The organism is Xanthomonas sp. DAR 80977 (assembly GCF_041240605.1).
Taxonomy (GTDB): Bacteria; Pseudomonadota; Gammaproteobacteria; order Xanthomonadales; family Xanthomonadaceae; genus Xanthomonas_A; species Xanthomonas_A bundabergensis.
Map to the genome: position 1 here is coordinate 1,895,751 of NZ_CP162487.1, position 15,394 is coordinate 1,911,144.

17 protein-coding genes are annotated in these 15,394 nt (G+C 72.2%); 9 read left to right on the top strand and 8 right to left on the bottom strand.

All coding sequences use genetic code 11. The features are described 5' to 3' along the window. Positions 1-77: 77 nt before the first annotated feature. Together AB3X10_RS07995 and AB3X10_RS08000 are read left to right on the top strand one after the other, a co-directional pair. On the top strand, positions 78-491 hold the full coding sequence (locus AB3X10_RS07995; protein WP_145707752.1) for a MerC domain-containing protein: 414 nt from the start codon (positions 78-80) through the stop codon (positions 489-491). Between the two features lie 108 nt (positions 492-599). After that, on the top strand, positions 600-785 hold the full coding sequence (locus AB3X10_RS08000) for a 30S ribosomal protein THX (protein ID WP_185815867.1): 186 nt from the start codon (positions 600-602) through the stop codon (positions 783-785). Between the two features lie 98 nt (positions 786-883). On the opposite strand, the gene AB3X10_RS08005 is transcribed toward AB3X10_RS08000, so the two are convergent. From AB3X10_RS08005 to AB3X10_RS08020, 4 genes are all read right to left on the bottom strand, one after another. Continuing rightward, positions 884-2,281 (bottom strand): chloride channel protein, encoded by a 1,398-nt coding sequence (locus AB3X10_RS08005; RefSeq protein ID WP_369980558.1) that lies wholly within the window; start codon positions 2,279-2,281, stop codon positions 884-886. Positions 2,282-2,501: 220 nt separating this feature from the next. After that, complete coding sequence (locus tag AB3X10_RS08010) at positions 2,502-3,770, bottom strand: ectonucleotide pyrophosphatase/phosphodiesterase (RefSeq protein ID WP_369980559.1); 1,269 nt, start codon at positions 3,768-3,770, stop codon at positions 2,502-2,504. 229 nt (positions 3,771-3,999) lie between these two features. Further along, entirely contained in the window at positions 4,000-4,524 is a 525-nt protein-coding gene (locus AB3X10_RS08015) for a methylated-DNA--[protein]-cysteine S-methyltransferase (RefSeq protein WP_369980561.1), read from the bottom strand. Next, positions 4,517-5,992 (bottom strand): AlkA N-terminal domain-containing protein, encoded by a 1,476-nt coding sequence (locus tag AB3X10_RS08020; protein WP_369980563.1) that lies wholly within the window; start codon positions 5,990-5,992, stop codon positions 4,517-4,519. Before AB3X10_RS08020 ends, AB3X10_RS08015 begins: the two co-directional genes overlap by 8 nt. A 177-nt stretch (positions 5,993-6,169) precedes the next feature. On the opposite strand from AB3X10_RS08020, the gene AB3X10_RS08025 reads away from it, so the two are divergent. From AB3X10_RS08025 to ubiM, 5 genes are all read left to right on the top strand, one after another. Continuing rightward, positions 6,170-7,264, top strand: a complete 1,095-nt coding sequence (locus AB3X10_RS08025; RefSeq protein WP_369981724.1) for a hypothetical protein — start codon at positions 6,170-6,172, stop codon at positions 7,262-7,264. Positions 7,265-7,351: 87 nt separating this feature from the next. Beyond that, positions 7,352-7,612 (top strand): hypothetical protein, encoded by a 261-nt coding sequence (locus AB3X10_RS08030; protein WP_369980565.1) that lies wholly within the window; start codon positions 7,352-7,354, stop codon positions 7,610-7,612. An 80-nt stretch (positions 7,613-7,692) separates the two neighbouring features. Further along, entirely contained in the window at positions 7,693-8,262 is a 570-nt protein-coding gene (locus AB3X10_RS08035; protein ID WP_369980567.1) for a DUF4019 domain-containing protein, read from the top strand. Positions 8,263-8,307: 45 nt separating this feature from the next. Next, entirely contained in the window at positions 8,308-8,697 is a 390-nt protein-coding gene (locus AB3X10_RS08040) for an MAPEG family protein (protein ID WP_369980568.1), read from the top strand. 132 nt (positions 8,698-8,829) lie between these two features. Next, positions 8,830-10,017 (top strand): 5-demethoxyubiquinol-8 5-hydroxylase UbiM, encoded by a 1,188-nt coding sequence (gene ubiM, locus AB3X10_RS08045; protein ID WP_369980570.1) that lies wholly within the window; start codon positions 8,830-8,832, stop codon positions 10,015-10,017. A 375-nt stretch (positions 10,018-10,392) separates the two neighbouring features. Here ubiM and AB3X10_RS08050 read toward each other — a convergent pair whose 3' ends face one another. The 4 genes from AB3X10_RS08050 to AB3X10_RS08065 all read right to left on the bottom strand — a co-directional run bounded on the left by AB3X10_RS08050 (position 10,393) and on the right by AB3X10_RS08065 (position 12,318). Continuing rightward, positions 10,393-10,731 (bottom strand): hypothetical protein, encoded by a 339-nt coding sequence (locus AB3X10_RS08050; RefSeq protein ID WP_369980572.1) that lies wholly within the window; start codon positions 10,729-10,731, stop codon positions 10,393-10,395. Between the two features lie 58 nt (positions 10,732-10,789). Then, positions 10,790-11,011: an RNA-binding S4 domain-containing protein gene (locus AB3X10_RS08055; RefSeq protein WP_369980574.1), complete on the bottom strand. Its 222-nt coding sequence runs from the start codon at positions 11,009-11,011 to the stop codon at positions 10,790-10,792. 125 nt (positions 11,012-11,136) lie between these two features. Then, positions 11,137-11,796, bottom strand: a complete 660-nt coding sequence (locus tag AB3X10_RS08060; protein WP_369980575.1) for a serine/threonine protein kinase — start codon at positions 11,794-11,796, stop codon at positions 11,137-11,139. 24 nt (positions 11,797-11,820) lie between these two features. After that, positions 11,821-12,318 (bottom strand): RNA polymerase sigma factor, encoded by a 498-nt coding sequence (locus tag AB3X10_RS08065; protein WP_369980577.1) that lies wholly within the window; start codon positions 12,316-12,318, stop codon positions 11,821-11,823. Between the two features lie 159 nt (positions 12,319-12,477). Here AB3X10_RS08065 and AB3X10_RS08070 point away from each other — a divergent pair, with 159 nt between their 5' ends. Continuing rightward, on the top strand, positions 12,478-14,484 hold the full coding sequence (locus AB3X10_RS08070; RefSeq protein ID WP_369980579.1) for a DEAD/DEAH box helicase: 2,007 nt from the start codon (positions 12,478-12,480) through the stop codon (positions 14,482-14,484). Positions 14,485-14,615: 131 nt separating this feature from the next. Beyond that, positions 14,616-15,335 carry a pseudouridine synthase gene (locus AB3X10_RS08075; protein ID WP_369980581.1) on the top strand — a complete coding sequence of 240 codons (720 nt, stop codon included), beginning with the start codon at positions 14,616-14,618 and terminating at the stop codon, positions 15,333-15,335. Positions 15,336-15,394: the final 59 nt, after the last annotated feature.

The window sequence follows — 15,394 nt, forward strand, 5'->3', positions numbered from 1 at the left end:
GGGCGTGGCGACCCCCTGGTCGCCGGCCGGGTAATGTTATATTATTCTATAACGCAATCACCACTGTGCTGGAAGTCATGTCGCCCACCTCCGATCTGCGCGCACTGCTCGACCGCCTCGGCGCCACCGGTTCGCTGCTGTGCGCGGTGCATTGCGCGCTGCTGCCGCTGGCGCTGGCCGTGCTGCCCTCGCTGGGCCTGTCGGTGTGGCTGGGCGACGGGGTGGAGCGCACGCTGGTGCTGTTCGTGACCTGCCTGGGCCTGTTCAGCCTGGTCCTCGGCTACCGCCGGCACCGCGCCTGGCAGGCGCTGGGGCTGCTGCTGCTGGGCCTGCTGTCGCTGTGGGCCGGCATGCTGGTGCCGGCGCTGCACCACGCGGTGGCCCCGCACGCGGCGATCATGACCTTCGGCGGCACCCTGGTCGGGCTCGCGCACCTGCTCAACCTGCGGCTCAACCATGGCCACGTGCACGACGCCAGCTGCGCCCACTGAGCGCACGTGATAGGCTTGCCGCCCTTGCGCGAGGGCGCCGACCGCGTTGCCTCGCCAAACCCGTGCACCGCGCGGGGATTTCGCACACACATTCAGGAGTCGATGAGCATGGGTAAGGGTGACCGCAAGACCGCCAAGGGCAAGCGCTACAACGCCAGCTACGGCAATTCGCGCTCGCACAGCGTGAGCAAGGTGGCCGTGGGCGCCGCGTCGCCGGTCGCCAAGAAGTCGGTGGTCAAGACCCCGGCGGCGAAGAAGGCCGTGGCCAAGAAGACGGTCGCCAAGGCCGGCTGAGCCTCGGCTCCGGCGGTACGCAAGAACGCGGCGCTTGCGCCGCGTTTTTTTTGCCGCGGGGAAACGCGCCGCGGCCGCACACGCCGCGGCATGCGCGCTCAGCGCGGCGGATCGTCCTCGCCGCTGTCGCCGGCCAGGTCGGCGGCCAGCGGCGTCGGCTCGGGTGCGGGCGCGGCGACGGCCGGCGCCGCCAGCAATTGTTCGGCCAGGCCGCGATAGATCGGCGTGCGGCACACCAGCGCCGAGGCGCCGCGGGCGATCAGCACCGTGGCCAGGATCGGCAGCAGCATGTCGCTGCTGTCGGTGAGTTCCAGCGAGATCACCGCCGAGGTCAGCGGCGCCTGGGTGACCCCGGTCAGATAGGCGCACATGCCGAGCAGCACGAAGGTGCGCGGATCCACGTCCGGCATCAGCACCGCCAGGTTGTGGCCGACGCCGGCGCCGACCGCCAGCGCCGGCGAGAACAGCCCGCCGGGGATGCCGGCCACGTACGAGGCCAGGTTCGCCAGCAGCTTCATCAGCCCGAACTCGTGGCCGACGCTGGCATGGCCCTGCACCAGGCTGCGCGCCTGCTCGTAGCCGGTGCCGAACGCGCCGGCGCCAAACACCAGGCCCAGCGCGACCAGGACCAGCCCGCACAGCGCGGCCAGCAGCACCGGATGGCGGCTGCGCAGCGCGCCCAGCCAGCGCGGCCTGCCGGCCACGGTGGCCAGCACCATGCGGCTGAACGCGCCGCCGAGCAGGCCGGCGACCACGCCGCACAGCGCGATCGCCAGCCATGCCCGGCCCAGCGGCAGTGCCGCCGACACCTTGCCGAAATAGGTGTAGTTGCCGAGCAGGCCCAGCGACACCACGCCGCCGACGATCACCGCGGTCAGCAGCGTGCCGGAGAACCGGTGCTCGAAACGGCCGCTCAGTTCCTCGATCGCGAACACCACCCCGGCCAGCGGCGTGTTGAACGCCGCGGCGATGCCGGCGGCGCCGCCGGCGAGCAGGAAATGCGAGGCCTGGCGCGGATCGCGGAAACCGAACCAGCGCCCGAGCACGTACATCAGGCTGGCGCCGACGTGCACGGTCGGGCCTTCGCGCCCGACCGAGGCGCCGCCGAGCAGGGCCAGCGTGGTCAGCAGCAGCTTGCCGGCGGACACGCGCAGCGACAGGTTGGTCTGGCGGAACGCGTCGTCGGGCCGTTCCAGCGCGGCGATCACCTGCGGGATGCCGCTGCCGCGGGTGGGGCGCAGTACACCGTTGGTCAGCCAGGCGAGCAGCGCGAACACGCTCGGCGTGAGCAGCAGCGCCCACCACGGCGAATGCGCCACGATGCGCTGGAACAGGTGGAAGGCCGCGTCGCTGGCCTTGGCGAACACGATCGCGACCAGCGCCACCGCCACCGCGCCGCCCCACAGCACCGCGCGTTGTTTCCAGCTCTCGTGCGAGAGCAGCGGGCGCAGGCGCTGGCGCATGCGCTGCGGTGGCGCGGGATCGGGCGACTCCATGCGCCGATTGTCGCATGCGCGGTCCGGCGTGGGACCGACGCCGGGCGCATGCATTCATGCCAGACGCGGCATTGCATGCGGCGCCGCAGCCGCTGCAAGCCGCTCAGCCGACCGCGTGCGCACGCGATGTGCGCTCGGCATGGGCGCGCGACGCCGGATGAGGTTGGCGCCATCGCGCGCGACAGACCTTGCCGATACGGCTTGGCGCGGGGCTGCGTCCCTAGCGCAGTGCCGGCAGCAGCGCCTGCGGGTCGCCGTCGTTGCGCGCGGCGGGAATGCCGAGCAGCCGGGTCAGCAGCGGATACACGTCGACGTTGTCGATCGGCGCCAACGTGGCGCCCTGGCGGAACGCCGGGCCGCGCGCGATGAACACCGCGCGCATCGACGGCAGCGCCGGGTCGTAGCCATGCGAGCCGCGCAGGCCGGTGCTCGGCTTCTCCGCGGCACGCTCGGCCGGCAGCGCGTCCCAGCCTTCGTGCATCTGGCACACGATCGGCGGGATGCGCGGATGGCTGCCGTAGTGCCAGCGCGCCGGCAGCTCGGCCTTGCGCCAGCAGTCGTAGTGCGGATGCGCGCCGAGCAGCTTGGCTTCGACCCTGGCCTCCTGCCCGGGCCGCGGCGCGATGCCGACCGACTGGCCGTAGCTGACCACCTCGGCCTCCTGCATCGACACCATGTCCTCGACGATGACCACCTGCTGCGCCGGCACCGTCGCCATGCCGTGGTCGGAGACGACGATCAGGTTGGTGCGGTCCAGCTGCCCGCGCCGGGCCAGCCCGTCCAGCAGATGGCCGATCGCCGCATCCACTTGTTCGACCGCGCGGGCGTACTGCGCCGACTGCGGACCGAAGTCGTGGCCGGCCTCGTCGACCTGCTCGAAGTACAGGGTCAGCAGCTGCGGAGGCGGCGCGCTGCGATCGTCGAGCCAGCCCAGCGCCTGGTCGACCCGCGCGTTCGGCGCCACGTGTTCGTCGAAGGCCTGGCGGCGGCTCGGGCGCACGCCCTGGATCGCCGCCTCGCTGCCCGGCCAGGCCCAGGTCGCCGCGGACAGGCCGGCCTTCTCGGCGCCGACCCAGATCGGTTCGCCGCCCCACCAGCGGCCGTCGCCGACCGCGTCGCGGTCGCTGACCCGGAACGTGCCCAGCAGCGGGTCGCGCATGCTGTTGTGGACGATGCCGTGGTGGTCCGGACGCAGCCCGGTGACGAGGGTGTAGTGGTTGGGGAAGGTCAGCGACGGATACGACGGCGTCATCCATTGCGCACGTACGCCTTCGCGTGCCAGCCGGCTCAGGTTTGGCGCGATGCCGCGATCGAGCATGTCCGCGCGCAGGGCGTCGATCGAGATCAGCAGCAGCAACGGCCGCTGCGCCTGGCTGGGCGTGGCGTGCGGCGCAGCGGCCGCGGTGGTGGGAGAAGAGGGGATGGAGGCGCAGGCGCCGAGCAGCAGCGCCGCGCAGGCGCCTGCCAGGCGTAGGGCGATTGAAGTCATCCGCGCATGATAAGGCGCGCATGGTGACCTGGCGAAGACATCGCGTGGCATGGGCTGCACGATGGCGGATGCGACGCGGTCACGCTGCGCCATGCGGCGCGAGACGATGACTTCGCCGCGCTCTTGCAGGAGCGGCTTCAGCCGCGACAGGCTTTACTGACACTGCCTGTCGCGGCTGAAGCCGCTCCTACAGCGGCAAGCGGCAAGCGGCAGCAAACCGCGCCGCCGCTCAGCCGAACAGCGATGCCGTCGCGCCGTCCGCGGGCTCGGCGCCGCGCCGCTCCAGCGCCAGCAGCGCGGCCTTGGTCGGCAGGCCGCCGCCGAAGCCGGTCAGCGCGCCGTTGGCGCCGATCACGCGATGGCAGGGCAGCACGATCGGCAGCGGATTGCGGCCGTTGGCGGCGCCGACCGCGCGCACCGCGCGCGGCTGCCCGATATGCCGCGCCAGCTGCGCGTAGCTCCAGGTGGCGCCGAACGGGATGTCGGCCAGCGCCTGCCAGACAAGGCACTGGAAGGCGGTGCCGCGCGGCGCCAGCGGCAGCGCGAAGTGGTCGCGCTCGCCGGCGAAATAGGCCAGCAGCTGTTCGCGCGCCGCGCGCACCGGCGCCGCATCGCGGATCCAGTCGGCACGGCCGCGCGCGTCGTAGCGGTTCTCCGGGAACAGGATGTGGCGCACGCCGTCGTCGCCGACGGCCACGGTCAGTTCGCCGATCGGCGTGGCGAAGGCGTCGTAGTACAGGCGTTGCTCAGTCATGGGAGGTCTCCTCGGGTGGGTCGCCGGCCAGGTGCCACAGCTGCAGCACGGCATAGGCGCGCCATGGCCGCCAGGCCTGGGCGCGGGCTTCGGTGGCGCGTTCGCTCAGGCGCGCGCCGTCGGCGCCGAGCACGCGTTGCAGGACCAGGTCGCCGGCCGGGAACGCATCGGGCTGGCCGAGCGCGCGCAGCGCGATGTACTGCGCGGTCCAGGCGCCGATGCCGGGCAGGGCGGTGGCGCGCTCGACGAACTCGGACAGGCGCTGGCCGGCGCGGAACTGCAGGCGTCCGTCCACCACCGCCGCGGCCAGCGCGCGGATCGTGGCGGCGCGCGAGCGCGGCAGGCCGATCGCTTCCAGCGGCGCGTCCAGCAACTGCGGCGGCGCCGGGAACGCACGGTCCAGGCCGGACGGCTGGCCGGGCCGATGCCCGCCGTGGCGCTCGACCAGGCGCGCGGCCAGGGTCGCCGCGCCGGCCACGCTGACCTGCTGTCCGAGCACCGCGCGCACCGCCACCTCGAAGCCGTCCCAGCCGCCGGGCACGCGCAGCCCCGGGCGTCGCGCGATCGCGCGCGCCAGCAGCGGTTCGGCGCCCAGCGTGGCGTGCACCGCGCGCAGGTCGGCGTCCAGGTCGAAGATGCGGCGCACCCGGCGCACGATGTCCGGGATCGCGCGCGGATCGGCCGCGGCGATGCGCAGGCGCAGTTCGTGGCGCTGCGGATCGGCCTCGACCTGGATCCGGGTCGAGGCCGCGAGCGGGCCGAGCACGCGCTCGTAGCTGGCCTCGCCGATGCGCTCGATGCCGGGGATCGCGCGCTTGCGCAGGAACGCCAGCATGGCCGCGAAGTCCAGCGGCGGGCGATAGCCCAGGCGCAGCGTCAGGTCGCCGCCCGGCACCTCGGCACGCTGCTTGCGGATCGCCGATGGCGGCATGCCGCAGCCTTCCAGGAACGCGGTGTTGAAGCGGCGCAAACTGTTGAAGCCGGCCGCCAGCGCCACCTGGGTGATCGGCAGCGCGGTCTCGGTCAGCAATTGCTTGGCCAACAGCAGGCGCCGCGTCGCGTGCACCGCCGCCGGGGTGGCGCCGAGCTGGCCGACGAACACGCGCTGCAGCTGGCGCGCGCTGAGCCCGACCTCGGCGGCGAGCTGTTCGACGCTGGCGTCCTGCAGCGCGCCCTCGGCGATCAGCGCCAGCGCGCGCCGCACCGATTCCTCGCCCAGGTGCTGCTGCGCTTCCGGCGACAGTTCCGGCCGGCAGCGCAGGCACGGGCGGTAGCCGGCCGCGGCCGCGGCCGCGGCGCTGGGGTAGTAGCGCACGTTGCTGCGCTTGGGCGCCGGCGCCGGGCACACCGGCCGGCAGTAGATGCCGGTGCTGCGCACGGCGGTGAAGAACACCCCGTCGAAACGCGCGTCGCGCGACTGGCGGGCGCGGTCGTAGAGGGCGTGGTCGTCGGGCGTGGGCTGGGACATGGCGCCAGTCTAGTCCGCGCCGGCGCCGCGGACTCGCCGTTTTCGGACATGGATGCGGCGGCCCCGGCGCGTCAGGCGCAGGCACGGTGCCGGCGGTTTAGGCGCAGTTGGGAAGCGACTGCGTATCGGCACTAGACTAGCGGCGCGCATCGCCGATGCGCCGTCTCTTCGCTGCGGATTTCTCGTTTGCCTCTTCCGTCCAAAATCTGGTGGCTGTCGCTGTGCTGTGCTGGCCTGCTGTCGTGCCAGCAGGGTGCGCCGTCCGCCGGCAGGACCGTGGCCGACGGCCCGCCCGGCGACGGCGAGCACATGGTCTCGGTGGGGACGCCGCCACCGCCGCCCGCGCCGGCGCCTGCCGCCAAGCCCAAACCGGCCAACGACGCCGACACCGACCTGTGGGACGAGGCCGCGCTGGAGAACGGCGAGGCCTTCGTCAGCTGCGACACCGACTACGCGGCCGAGGCCGGCGATGGCGAGGCCCTGGCCGGGCTGGACCGGCCGACGGTCGAGGCGGCGTTGGCGCCGTGCCGCGAGCGCGGCCTGTTGCGGGTGCGCTACGAAGGCAAGATCAACGCCGGCTTCGCCGCGATGGTGCGGCGCCTGGCCGAGGTCGCCAAGCGCGCCGGCATCGGCAAGCGCGTGCTGGACCTGGATTCCAGCGGCGGCCAGGTCGAGGCGGCAATCCGCGCCGGCGATGCGATCGGCGAGTCCGGCTGGACCATATGGGTGCGCGAGGGCTCGGTCTGCCACAGCGCCTGCGTGTTCGTGCTCGCCGCCGGCGACAACCGGCTGATCTCCGGCAAGGTCGGCATCCACCGCATGATGCGGATCAGCTCCACCGCGACCTCGCGCGCCGAACTCAACCGCGAGCTGCAGGAGGTCTACGGCAACGTCAAGGACTACCTGGAGCGCAACGGCGTGGCGGTGGCGGTGGCCGACCTGATGATGACCGTGCCCAACCGCAGCCTGCGCCTGCTCAGCAACGACGAGCTCAAGCAGTACGGGCTGGACGGAACCAACGCGGTGCAGGACGACCTGGAGCGGATCAAACAGCTGCGCAAGTGCGGCGACGACTTCGTGCGGCGCAAGGACGCGTTCCTGATCGCGTTCGACCACGAGTGCAAGGCCAAGGGCGTGGACCTGGAAACGCTGACCGCCTGCGGCCAGGCGCTGAAGCAGCGTTTCGGCTTCCCCGACCAGGCCTGCCCGGCGGAGAGCCCGCTGTCGGAAATCGACGTGGCCACCTTGCCGCTGGCCTCGCCCGGCGCCTGAACGCCGGCCTGCACCGGCCAATCGCGTTCACGCCCCAGGCACCCGGCCGGCGCTAGCGTCCGCGCCATTCACTTCGGGAGCAGGCGCATGGCGGTCGGAACCAAGCTGATGATGCGGCTGTACCTGCCGCCGGCGTTGCTGGTGCTGGGCGGTTTCCTGCTCGCGGAACTGCTGCTGCACTTCGCCAGCGGCGCGCATGCGCAGACCCTGGCGCGGGTCGCCTCGCTGCTGAGCCTGGCCGGCCTGCTGGGCGGCACCGCCTGGGCCTTGTGGGCCAGCTGGCGCGCCTGGCACCGGCAGCGCTACGCGGTGCCGGTGAGCGCGGCCGCGCCGGGCGAGGAGCCGTGAGCGCCGCTGCGCAAGCGCGCGGGGCCGGCGTAGACTGCGGCCCCTGCCGCTGCCGCGCCGCCTGAGCGATGCCCACCCCGATGCCCCTGTCGTTCCGCCTGCTCCCCGCGCTGCTGTGCGCGATCGTCTTCGCCGCGGCGGCGCAGACCGCACCCAGCCAGCCCGCTCCGACGCAGCCCGCCGCCGCCCAACCCACCGCGACCCAGCCCGCGGCGCCCAAGCCCGTTGCCGCCAAGCCTGCCGCGTCCAAGCGTGCGGAGCCTGCCGCGCCGGGGCCGCTGTCCAAGCAGGACGCGCAGATGGCGCAGGCCGGCCTGCGCGCCGCGCAGCTGGTCGACGCCGGACGCAGCGGCGAGCTGTGGGACGGCGCCTCGGCGGTGGCGAAGAAGGCGGTCGCGCGCGAGGCCTTCGTGCGCCAGGTCGAGGCCGGCCGCGCCCGGCTCGGCGCGCTGCTCGGCCGCGGCGTGGCCAGCGTGGCGCGGGTGCAGTACGCCGCCGGCTCGCAGGTGCCGCCCGGGGTCTACGTCAACATCAGTTTCCCCAGCCGTTTCGCCAATGCGCCGCAGCCGGTGCGCGAGCTGGTCTCGCTGCGCCTGGACGAGGACAAGACCTGGCGCCTGGTCGGCTACCACGTCGGCCCGCCGAACTGACGCCTGCGCGTGGCGCCATCCCATCCGTCATTCCCCGAGGTCTTGATGAGTATCGAAATCCGCATGCTGGCCTGGGCGATCCTGCTCGGGATCGTGCAGCTGCTGCTGGCCTCCGCGTTCGTCACCGCGCAGCGCGGCCTGAAATGGAATGCCGGCGCGCGCGACGCGCCGCAGACGCCGCCTGGCGGCGTGGCCGGGCGCCTGGAGCGCGCGCTGCGCAACTTCCTGGAGACCTTCCCGATGTTCGCCGCCGCGGCGCTGGCGGTGGTGGCGATGGGCAAGGGCAGTGCGCATACCGCAATGGCGGCGCAGCTGTATTTCTGGGCGCGGCTGGCCTACGTGCCGTTGTACGCGGCGGGCGTGCCCTATCTGCGCAGCCTGGTGTGGGTGGTGTCGCTGTGGTCGATCCTGCAGCTGGTGTGGGCGCTGGTCTGAGGCTGCGCGCCTGGCGTTGCGCGCCGCATTGCGCTTGCAGCGCTGCGACCGTTTGCCGCAGCGCTGATCCAGATCAATGTCGCGCCGCGCGGCGGGTTTATGCTGGCGGCGTCTGATACGGGAAGCGCAGCAATGCATGTGGATATCGCCATCGTCGGTGCCGGCCCGGCCGGCCTGTGTTTCGCGCGTTCGCTGGCCGGCAGCGGGCTGTCGCTGGCGCTGATCGAACCGCAGCCGCGCGCCGCCCTGGCCGAGGCCGCCTTCGACGGCCGCGAGATCGCGCTGACCCACGCCTCGCGCACGCTGCTGGAGCAACTGGACCTGTGGTCGCGGATCGATCCGGACGCGATCGCGCCGCTGCGCGATGCGCGGGTGATGAACGGCTCCTCGCCGTTCGCGCTGACCTTCGCCGCGAGCCAGGACCGCCGCGGCGACCTCGGCTGGCTGGTGCCCAATCACCTGATCCGCCGCGCGGCGTTCGCCGCGGTGCAGGCGCAACCCGGCCTGACCCTGCTCGACGGCGTGTCGGTGCAGGCGCTGCGCTGCGACGACACGCAGGCGCAGCTGAGCCTGTCCGATGGCCAGTCGTTGACCGCGTGCCTGGTGGTGGCGGCCGACAGCCGCTTCTCGGCGACCCGGCGCATGCTCGGCATCGGTGCGCAGATGCGCGATTTCGGCCGCAGCATGCTGGTGTGCCGGGTCAGCCACGAGCGCCCGCACCATCACACCGCCTGGGAGTGGTTCGGCTACGGCCAGACCCTGGCGTTGCTGCCCTTGCACGGCAACCAGGCCTCGGCGGTGCTGACCCTGGCGCCGGACCGCGCGCAGGCGTTGCTGGACATGGATGAGGCCGCGCTGGGCGCGGAGATCAGCGCCCGTTTCGAGCACCGGCTCGGCGCGATGACGCCGATCGTGCGGCCGCAGGCCTATCCGCTGGTCGCGGTGTACGCGCAGCGTTTCGTCGGCAAGCGCTACGCGCTGATCGGCGACGCGGCGGTGGGCATGCACCCGGTGACCGCGCACGGCTTCAACTTCGGCCTGCAGAGCCAGGCGCGGCTGGCGCGTGCGCTGCATGCGGCCGCTGCGCAGGGCCGCGACATCGCCGCGCCGGCCTTGCTGTCCGGCTACGAGCGCGGCCACCGCCTGGCCACGCGCCCGCTGTACGAGGCGACCAACGCCATCGCCGCGCTGTACACCGACGACCGCCTGCCGGCGCGCGCGCTGCGCAACGCGGCGCTGCGCGTAGCCGACCGGGTGGCGCCGTTCAAGCGCGCGATCGCCGCGCACCTGACCCAGCGCGGTGCGGTGGGCGCGCGCTGAGCGCTGGATGCGTGCGGGATCCAGGGAGTCATATCCCGTTGCTCGGTTGGCTGCGGCGACAGCCGAGCGGTTGGTCCGGCGCCACCGCGACGCTCTCTCGCCTGTTGCACCCTGTAGGAGCGGCTTCAGCCGCGACCGGGCCTTGCCAGGACAGTTTCGGTCGCGGCTGAAGCCGCTCCTACAGAAAAGCGAACGGCAGGCGCCGGATGCGGCAGTGGGGCCATGGCTCCGCTGCGCAAATGCCGGCTGTCCTATCGGCGTGGCGAAGCAGTTGTGGGAGCGACTTCAGTCGCGACGGGCTCTATCGGGAAGGCCCGTCGCGACTGAAGTCGCTCCCACAAAAATTCGCCGCCCGAGAGAGGCGAAAGAACGCGCCTAGTCCTGCGCTGCGCTGGCGGTGCGACGTTCGGCAGCCCCGGCGATGAGCCGGGCGAGGGCGCTTTGCACATCGCCACCGCGCTGCGCCGCTTCGATCGGCGCGATGGCCCAGGCGCAGCCGGCGTGGCGCAGGTGCAGGCGCCAGTCGCCGGCCCAGGCATCCAGCTCGTCCAGCCCCAGGAAGACCGCGACGCCACGGTCGGCATGCCCGCCATGGATGGACTGCGCCAGGCACAGCGGCCGCGCTGCGGCCGGATCGATCAGCACTTCGTACACGTCGTGCAGCGGATCGTCCGCCGACGGCGCGATGTTGCGCATGCCGATGCTGATCAGCATGGCGCGGCTGCCGCGTCGTGCCGCCAGGCAAGCGACGCGCGAGGCGCGCCGCCTGCGCTCATACCTTGCCGATCACCCGGATCTGCACGTCGTCCAGTTCGACCAGCTGGCCCGCGCGGATCTTGCAGGCCTTGCGCACCTCGACTTCGCCGTCCACGCGGACCTGGCCTTCGCTGATCACGGTCTTGGCGGCGCCGCCGCTGTCGCACACGCCGGTCAGTTTCAGCAGGTGCTTGAGTTCGACGTAGTCGCTTTCTAACTGGAGATCGATGGTCTGCATTGGGGGACGCTGTTCGGAAATCGGCGCCCATTGTCGGTCATCCGCGGACGAAACGCTCGGATTTCGCGCCGCGCCATGCCGCGACGGACATCTTCGCGCCGATCGCGGCGCATCGGCGGCCGCGCTCAGTCGTGGCCGAAGCGCTCCACCTCGTCGAGCAGGCGGCTGGCCTTGCGCAGGCTGGCTCCGCCCAGATTGTCGTCGACGATCCGCATCAGCCGCGGTCGCCCGGGATGGCGCGAATAGCGATAGACCGCTGCGCTGAGCGCAAGGCCGGCCACGCCCACGCCGAGTCCGATCCACACCACGCCCGCCGCCCGTGCCAGCAGATCGATGCCGGCGAGCGCGCACAGCACCATCAGCACCGGCACCCACAGCAGCCACCACGACAGCCCGCAGACCACGCCGCTGCCGACGTACCAGCGCCGGGTGTGCGCGATCTGGCGCTGGATCTCCAGCACCGGCGCGTCGTAGTCGATGCGCAGCAGCCGGCCCAGCACGATGCCGGCCATCGCCACGGTCACCACGCCGTAGGCGTGCACCGCCACGCCGGCGGCGACGACGTGCGCCGGCAGCGCGCCGCTCCGGCTCCACAGCAGCCCGGCCAGGGCGATGCAGCCCAGCCCGAACGGCAATTGCAGGAATTGGCCCCACAGCAGCGGCCGCAGGCTGCTGCGCACGCGCTGCAGCGTGTGCTGGAGCAGCGCCTGCAGTTGCAGGCGGTCGTGGCGTTGCAGGCGCAGGTCCAGCGCCTGCCAGGCGTGTTTCAGTTCGTCGGGATGCATGGTCGAAGGTCCTGTGTGGGGGATTCAGAGTTCGTCGCGCAGGCGTTGCTTGAGGCGGCCGATCTTGGTGGAGACGTTGCTTTCGCCGATGCCGAGGATCTCGGCGATCTCGCGCTGCGGGCGTTCGTCCAGGTACAGCAGCGCCAGCGCCCGTTCCAGCGGCGGCAGCTGCGCGATGAAGCGGTACAGCGCCTGCACCTGGCGTTCGCGTTCCGGGTCGGCGGAGTGCGGGTCGGCCAGCTCCAGGTCCTCCAGCGGCAGGGTCTGGCGGTGCGCCCGGGTGCGCCCGCGCAGTTCGCCGATCGCCACGTTCAGCGCGATCCGGTACAGCCAGGTGGAGAACGGCCGCTGCCGGTCGTAGCGCGGGAAGGCGCGCCAGGCCTGGGCCGCGATCTCCTGGATCAGGTCGGCGCGGTCGTCCGGATGCCGGCAATAGCTGCCGGCCACCTTCGCCGCGATGCCACGGTGCGCCTGGAACAGCGTGGCGAAGTCGGGCGGGGGCGGGGCGGGAGTGTCGGGCATGGGACCGGTCGCGGTAGGGGTTGCAAGGTGGTTCGCGGCACGGCGAGGTTTCTCACGCCTGAACGGCGCCGTTCACCTGGTTTCGACATGCGGCCCGCCAAGGCGCACAATGTGCTTCTTTGCGCCTGCCGGTTCTCTGCGGCGCCTCCGGAGTCTCCCATGTCCCAAGATACCCCCGCGCCGCTGCTGTTCGCAGATCTCGGCCTCTCGCCTGCTGTGATGAAGGCCGTGGCCGACGTCGGCTACGAGTCCCCGTCGCCGATCCAGGCCGCCACCATTCCCGCGCTGCTGACCGGTCGCGACCTGCTCGGTCAGGCCCAGACCGGCACCGGCAAGACCGCCGCGTTCGCGCTGCCGATCCTGTCGCGGCTGGATTTCAACCAGCGCAAGCCGCAGGCGCTGGTGCTGGCGCCGACCCGCGAACTGGCGATCCAGGTCGCCGAGGCGTTCCACCGCTACGCCGCGGCGATCCCCGGCTTCCAGGTGCTGCCGGTGTACGGCGGCCAGCCCTACGTGCAGCAGCTGTCGGCGCTCAAGCGCGGCGTGCACGTGGTGGTGGGCACCCCGGGGCGGGTCATCGACCACCTCGAGCGCGGCACCCTGGACCTGTCCGAGCTGCGCACGCTGGTGCTCGACGAGGCCGACGAGATGCTGCGCATGGGCTTCATCGACGACGTCGAGGCGGTGCTGAAGAAGCTGCCGGCCTCGCGCCAGGTGGCGCTGTTCTCGGCGACCATGCCGACCGCGATCAAGCGCATCGCGCAGACCTATCTGAACGATCCGGCCGAAGTCATCATCGCCTCCAAGACCACCACGTCGGCGAACATCCGCCAGCGCTACTGGGCGGTCAGCGGGCTGCACAAGCTCGACGCGCTGACCCGGATCCTGGAAGTGGAGCCGTTCGACGCGATGATCGTGTTCGCGCGCACCAAGGCTGGCACCGACGAGCTGGCGCAGAAGCTGCAGGCGCGCGGCCTGGCCGCCGCCGCGATCAACGGCGACATCCAGCAGTCGCAGCGCGAGCGGGTGATCCAGCAGCTCAAGGACGGCAAGCTCGACATCCTGGTCGCCACCGACGTGGCAGCGCGCGGTCTGGACGTGGAGCGGATCAGCCACGTGCTGAACTACGACATCCCGTACGACACCGAAAGCTACGTGCACCGCATCGGCCGCACCGGCCGCGCCGGCCGCAGCGGCGAGGCGATCCTGTTCGTCAGCCCGCGCGAGAAGGGCATGCTGCGCGCGATCGAGCGCGCCACCCGGCAGCCGATCGAGGAGATGCAGCTGCCGAGCGTGGACGCGGTCAACGACCAGCGCGTGACCCGCTTCATGGAAAAGATCAGCGAGACCATCGCCGGCGGCGGCATCGACACCTACCGCGAGCTGTTGCAGCGCTTCGAGACCGAGAAGAACGTGCCGATGGTCGAAGTGGCCGCGGCGCTGGCGCGCCTGCTGCAGGGCGACACGCCGCTGCTGCTGGCGCCGGAACGGCCGCGCGCGCCGCAGGGCGAGCGCTTCGAGCGGCCCGGCTTCGAGCGCCGCGAGCGCGCCGACCGCGGCGAGCGCAGCGAGCGTCCCAAGTTCGAGCCGAAGTTCGACCGCGAGGCGCGCCCGCCGCGCCGCGACGAAGGCGAGCGCGCGCCGCGTGCGCCGCGTCCCGCGCCGGCCGGGCACGGCCCCGACTTCGACTACCAGCGCGACGTCGGCAGCTTCGAGGCCCCGCGCCGCGACAAGGCGCCGAAGGCGCCGCGCGGCGAGCCGGAAGTGGGCATGGAGACCTACCGCATCGAGGTTGGCCACCAGCACGGGGTCAAGCCGGCCAACATCGTCGGCGCGATCGCCAACGAGGCCGGCCTGGAGAGCAAGTACATCGGCCGCATCGACATCCACGACGACCACTCGGTGCTGGACCTGCCGGCGGACATGCCGCGCGAACTGCTGACCCACCTGAAGAAGGTCTGGGTTTCCGGTCAGCAACTGCAGATGCGCAAGCTCGACGGCGACGACGCCGGCGCCGGCGCGCCGTTCAAGCCGAAGTTCGCGCGCGCCGCCGGCAAGCCCGGCGGCCGCCCGAACGCGGCCGGGCCGCGCCCGGCCGGCGCGGCGACCCGCATCGCCGACCGCGCCGGCGAGCGCCCGCCGCGCAAGGGTCCGCCGAAGCGCTGAAGGGCCGGGATTGGGGATTCGGGAGTGGGGATTCGTCCCCGCTTCCGTGTCCCTGAGTCCCTCGCTGCCGCCACAGATGGCGGTAGCCCGCTTTTGCCAATCCCGAATCCCCACTCCCGAATCCCTGCTCAATGTCCGTCCGTCTCAACAAACACATCGCCGAAACGGGCTACTGCTCGCGCCGCGAGGCCGACCGCCTGATCGCCGCGCGCCGGGTCACCGTCAACGGCCTGCCCGGCGGGGTCGGCGCGGTGGTGGGCGAGGGCGACCAGGTGCTGGTCGACGGGCAGCCGCTGCGCGCGCGCGCAAAGCAGAAGTCCGGGCGCCGCCACGTCTATATCGCGCTGAACAAACCGGTCGGGGTGACCTGCACCACCGAGCGCGAGGTCAAGGGCAACATCGTCGATTTCGTCGGCCACGAGCAGCGCATCTTCCCGATCGGGCGCCTGGACAAGGAGTCCGAGGGCCTGATCCTGATGACCAGCAACGGCGACATCGTCAACGAGATCCTGCGCGCGGAGAACCGCCACCAGAAGGAATACCTGGTGGCGGTGAACAAGCCGGTCAGCGACGAATTCCTGCGCGGCATGGCGCGCGGGGTGCGCGTGCACAACGAGACCACGCTGCCGTGCCGCACCGCGCGGATCGCCAAGTTCGGTTTCCGCATCGTGCTCGAGCAGGGCCTGAACCGGCAGATCCGGCTGATGGCCGCCGCGTTCGACTACCGCGTCACCCAGCTGCGCCGGGTGCGCATCGACAACATCAAGCTCGGCGCGCTGAAGCCGGGCCAGTGGCGCAACCTCACCGAGCAGGAGCTGCGCGGCCTGTTGCCGCAGCGTACTGAGTGGTAGCGCCGGCCGCGCGGGCGGCGGCCGGCACGGGTTCCGCTCGGCAGGCCGCATAGGCATAC

Excerpts from the sequence above, each read along its gene's own strand:
- AB3X10_RS08015 (WP_369980561.1), bottom strand. The coding sequence starts at position 4,524 with ATGACTGAGCAACGCCTGTACTACGACGCCTTCGCCACGCCGATCGGC.
- ubiM (WP_369980570.1), top strand. The coding sequence starts at position 8,830 with ATGCATGTGGATATCGCCATCGTCGGTGCCGGCCCGGCCGGCCTGTGT.
- AB3X10_RS08050 (WP_369980572.1), bottom strand. The coding sequence starts at position 10,731 with ATGCTGATCAGCATCGGCATGCGCAACATCGCGCCGTCGGCGGACGAT.
- AB3X10_RS08005 (WP_369980558.1), bottom strand. The coding sequence starts at position 2,281 with ATGGAGTCGCCCGATCCCGCGCCACCGCAGCGCATGCGCCAGCGCCTG.
- AB3X10_RS08040 (WP_369980568.1), top strand. The coding sequence starts at position 8,308 with ATGAGTATCGAAATCCGCATGCTGGCCTGGGCGATCCTGCTCGGGATC.
- AB3X10_RS08065 (WP_369980577.1), bottom strand. The coding sequence starts at position 12,318 with ATGCCCGACACTCCCGCCCCGCCCCCGCCCGACTTCGCCACGCTGTTC.
- AB3X10_RS08020 (WP_369980563.1), bottom strand. The coding sequence starts at position 5,992 with ATGTCCCAGCCCACGCCCGACGACCACGCCCTCTACGACCGCGCCCGC.
- AB3X10_RS08060 (WP_369980575.1), bottom strand. The coding sequence starts at position 11,796 with ATGCATCCCGACGAACTGAAACACGCCTGGCAGGCGCTGGACCTGCGC.
- AB3X10_RS08055 (WP_369980574.1), bottom strand. The coding sequence starts at position 11,011 with ATGCAGACCATCGATCTCCAGTTAGAAAGCGACTACGTCGAACTCAAG.
- AB3X10_RS08070 (WP_369980579.1), top strand. The coding sequence starts at position 12,478 with ATGTCCCAAGATACCCCCGCGCCGCTGCTGTTCGCAGATCTCGGCCTC.
- AB3X10_RS08035 (WP_369980567.1), top strand. The coding sequence starts at position 7,693 with ATGCCCCTGTCGTTCCGCCTGCTCCCCGCGCTGCTGTGCGCGATCGTC.
- AB3X10_RS07995 (WP_145707752.1), top strand. The coding sequence starts at position 78 with ATGTCGCCCACCTCCGATCTGCGCGCACTGCTCGACCGCCTCGGCGCC.
- AB3X10_RS08075 (WP_369980581.1), top strand. The coding sequence starts at position 14,616 with ATGTCCGTCCGTCTCAACAAACACATCGCCGAAACGGGCTACTGCTCG.
- AB3X10_RS08030 (WP_369980565.1), top strand. The coding sequence starts at position 7,352 with ATGGCGGTCGGAACCAAGCTGATGATGCGGCTGTACCTGCCGCCGGCG.
- AB3X10_RS08010 (WP_369980559.1), bottom strand. The coding sequence starts at position 3,770 with ATGACTTCAATCGCCCTACGCCTGGCAGGCGCCTGCGCGGCGCTGCTG.
- AB3X10_RS08000 (WP_185815867.1), top strand. The coding sequence starts at position 600 with ATGGGTAAGGGTGACCGCAAGACCGCCAAGGGCAAGCGCTACAACGCC.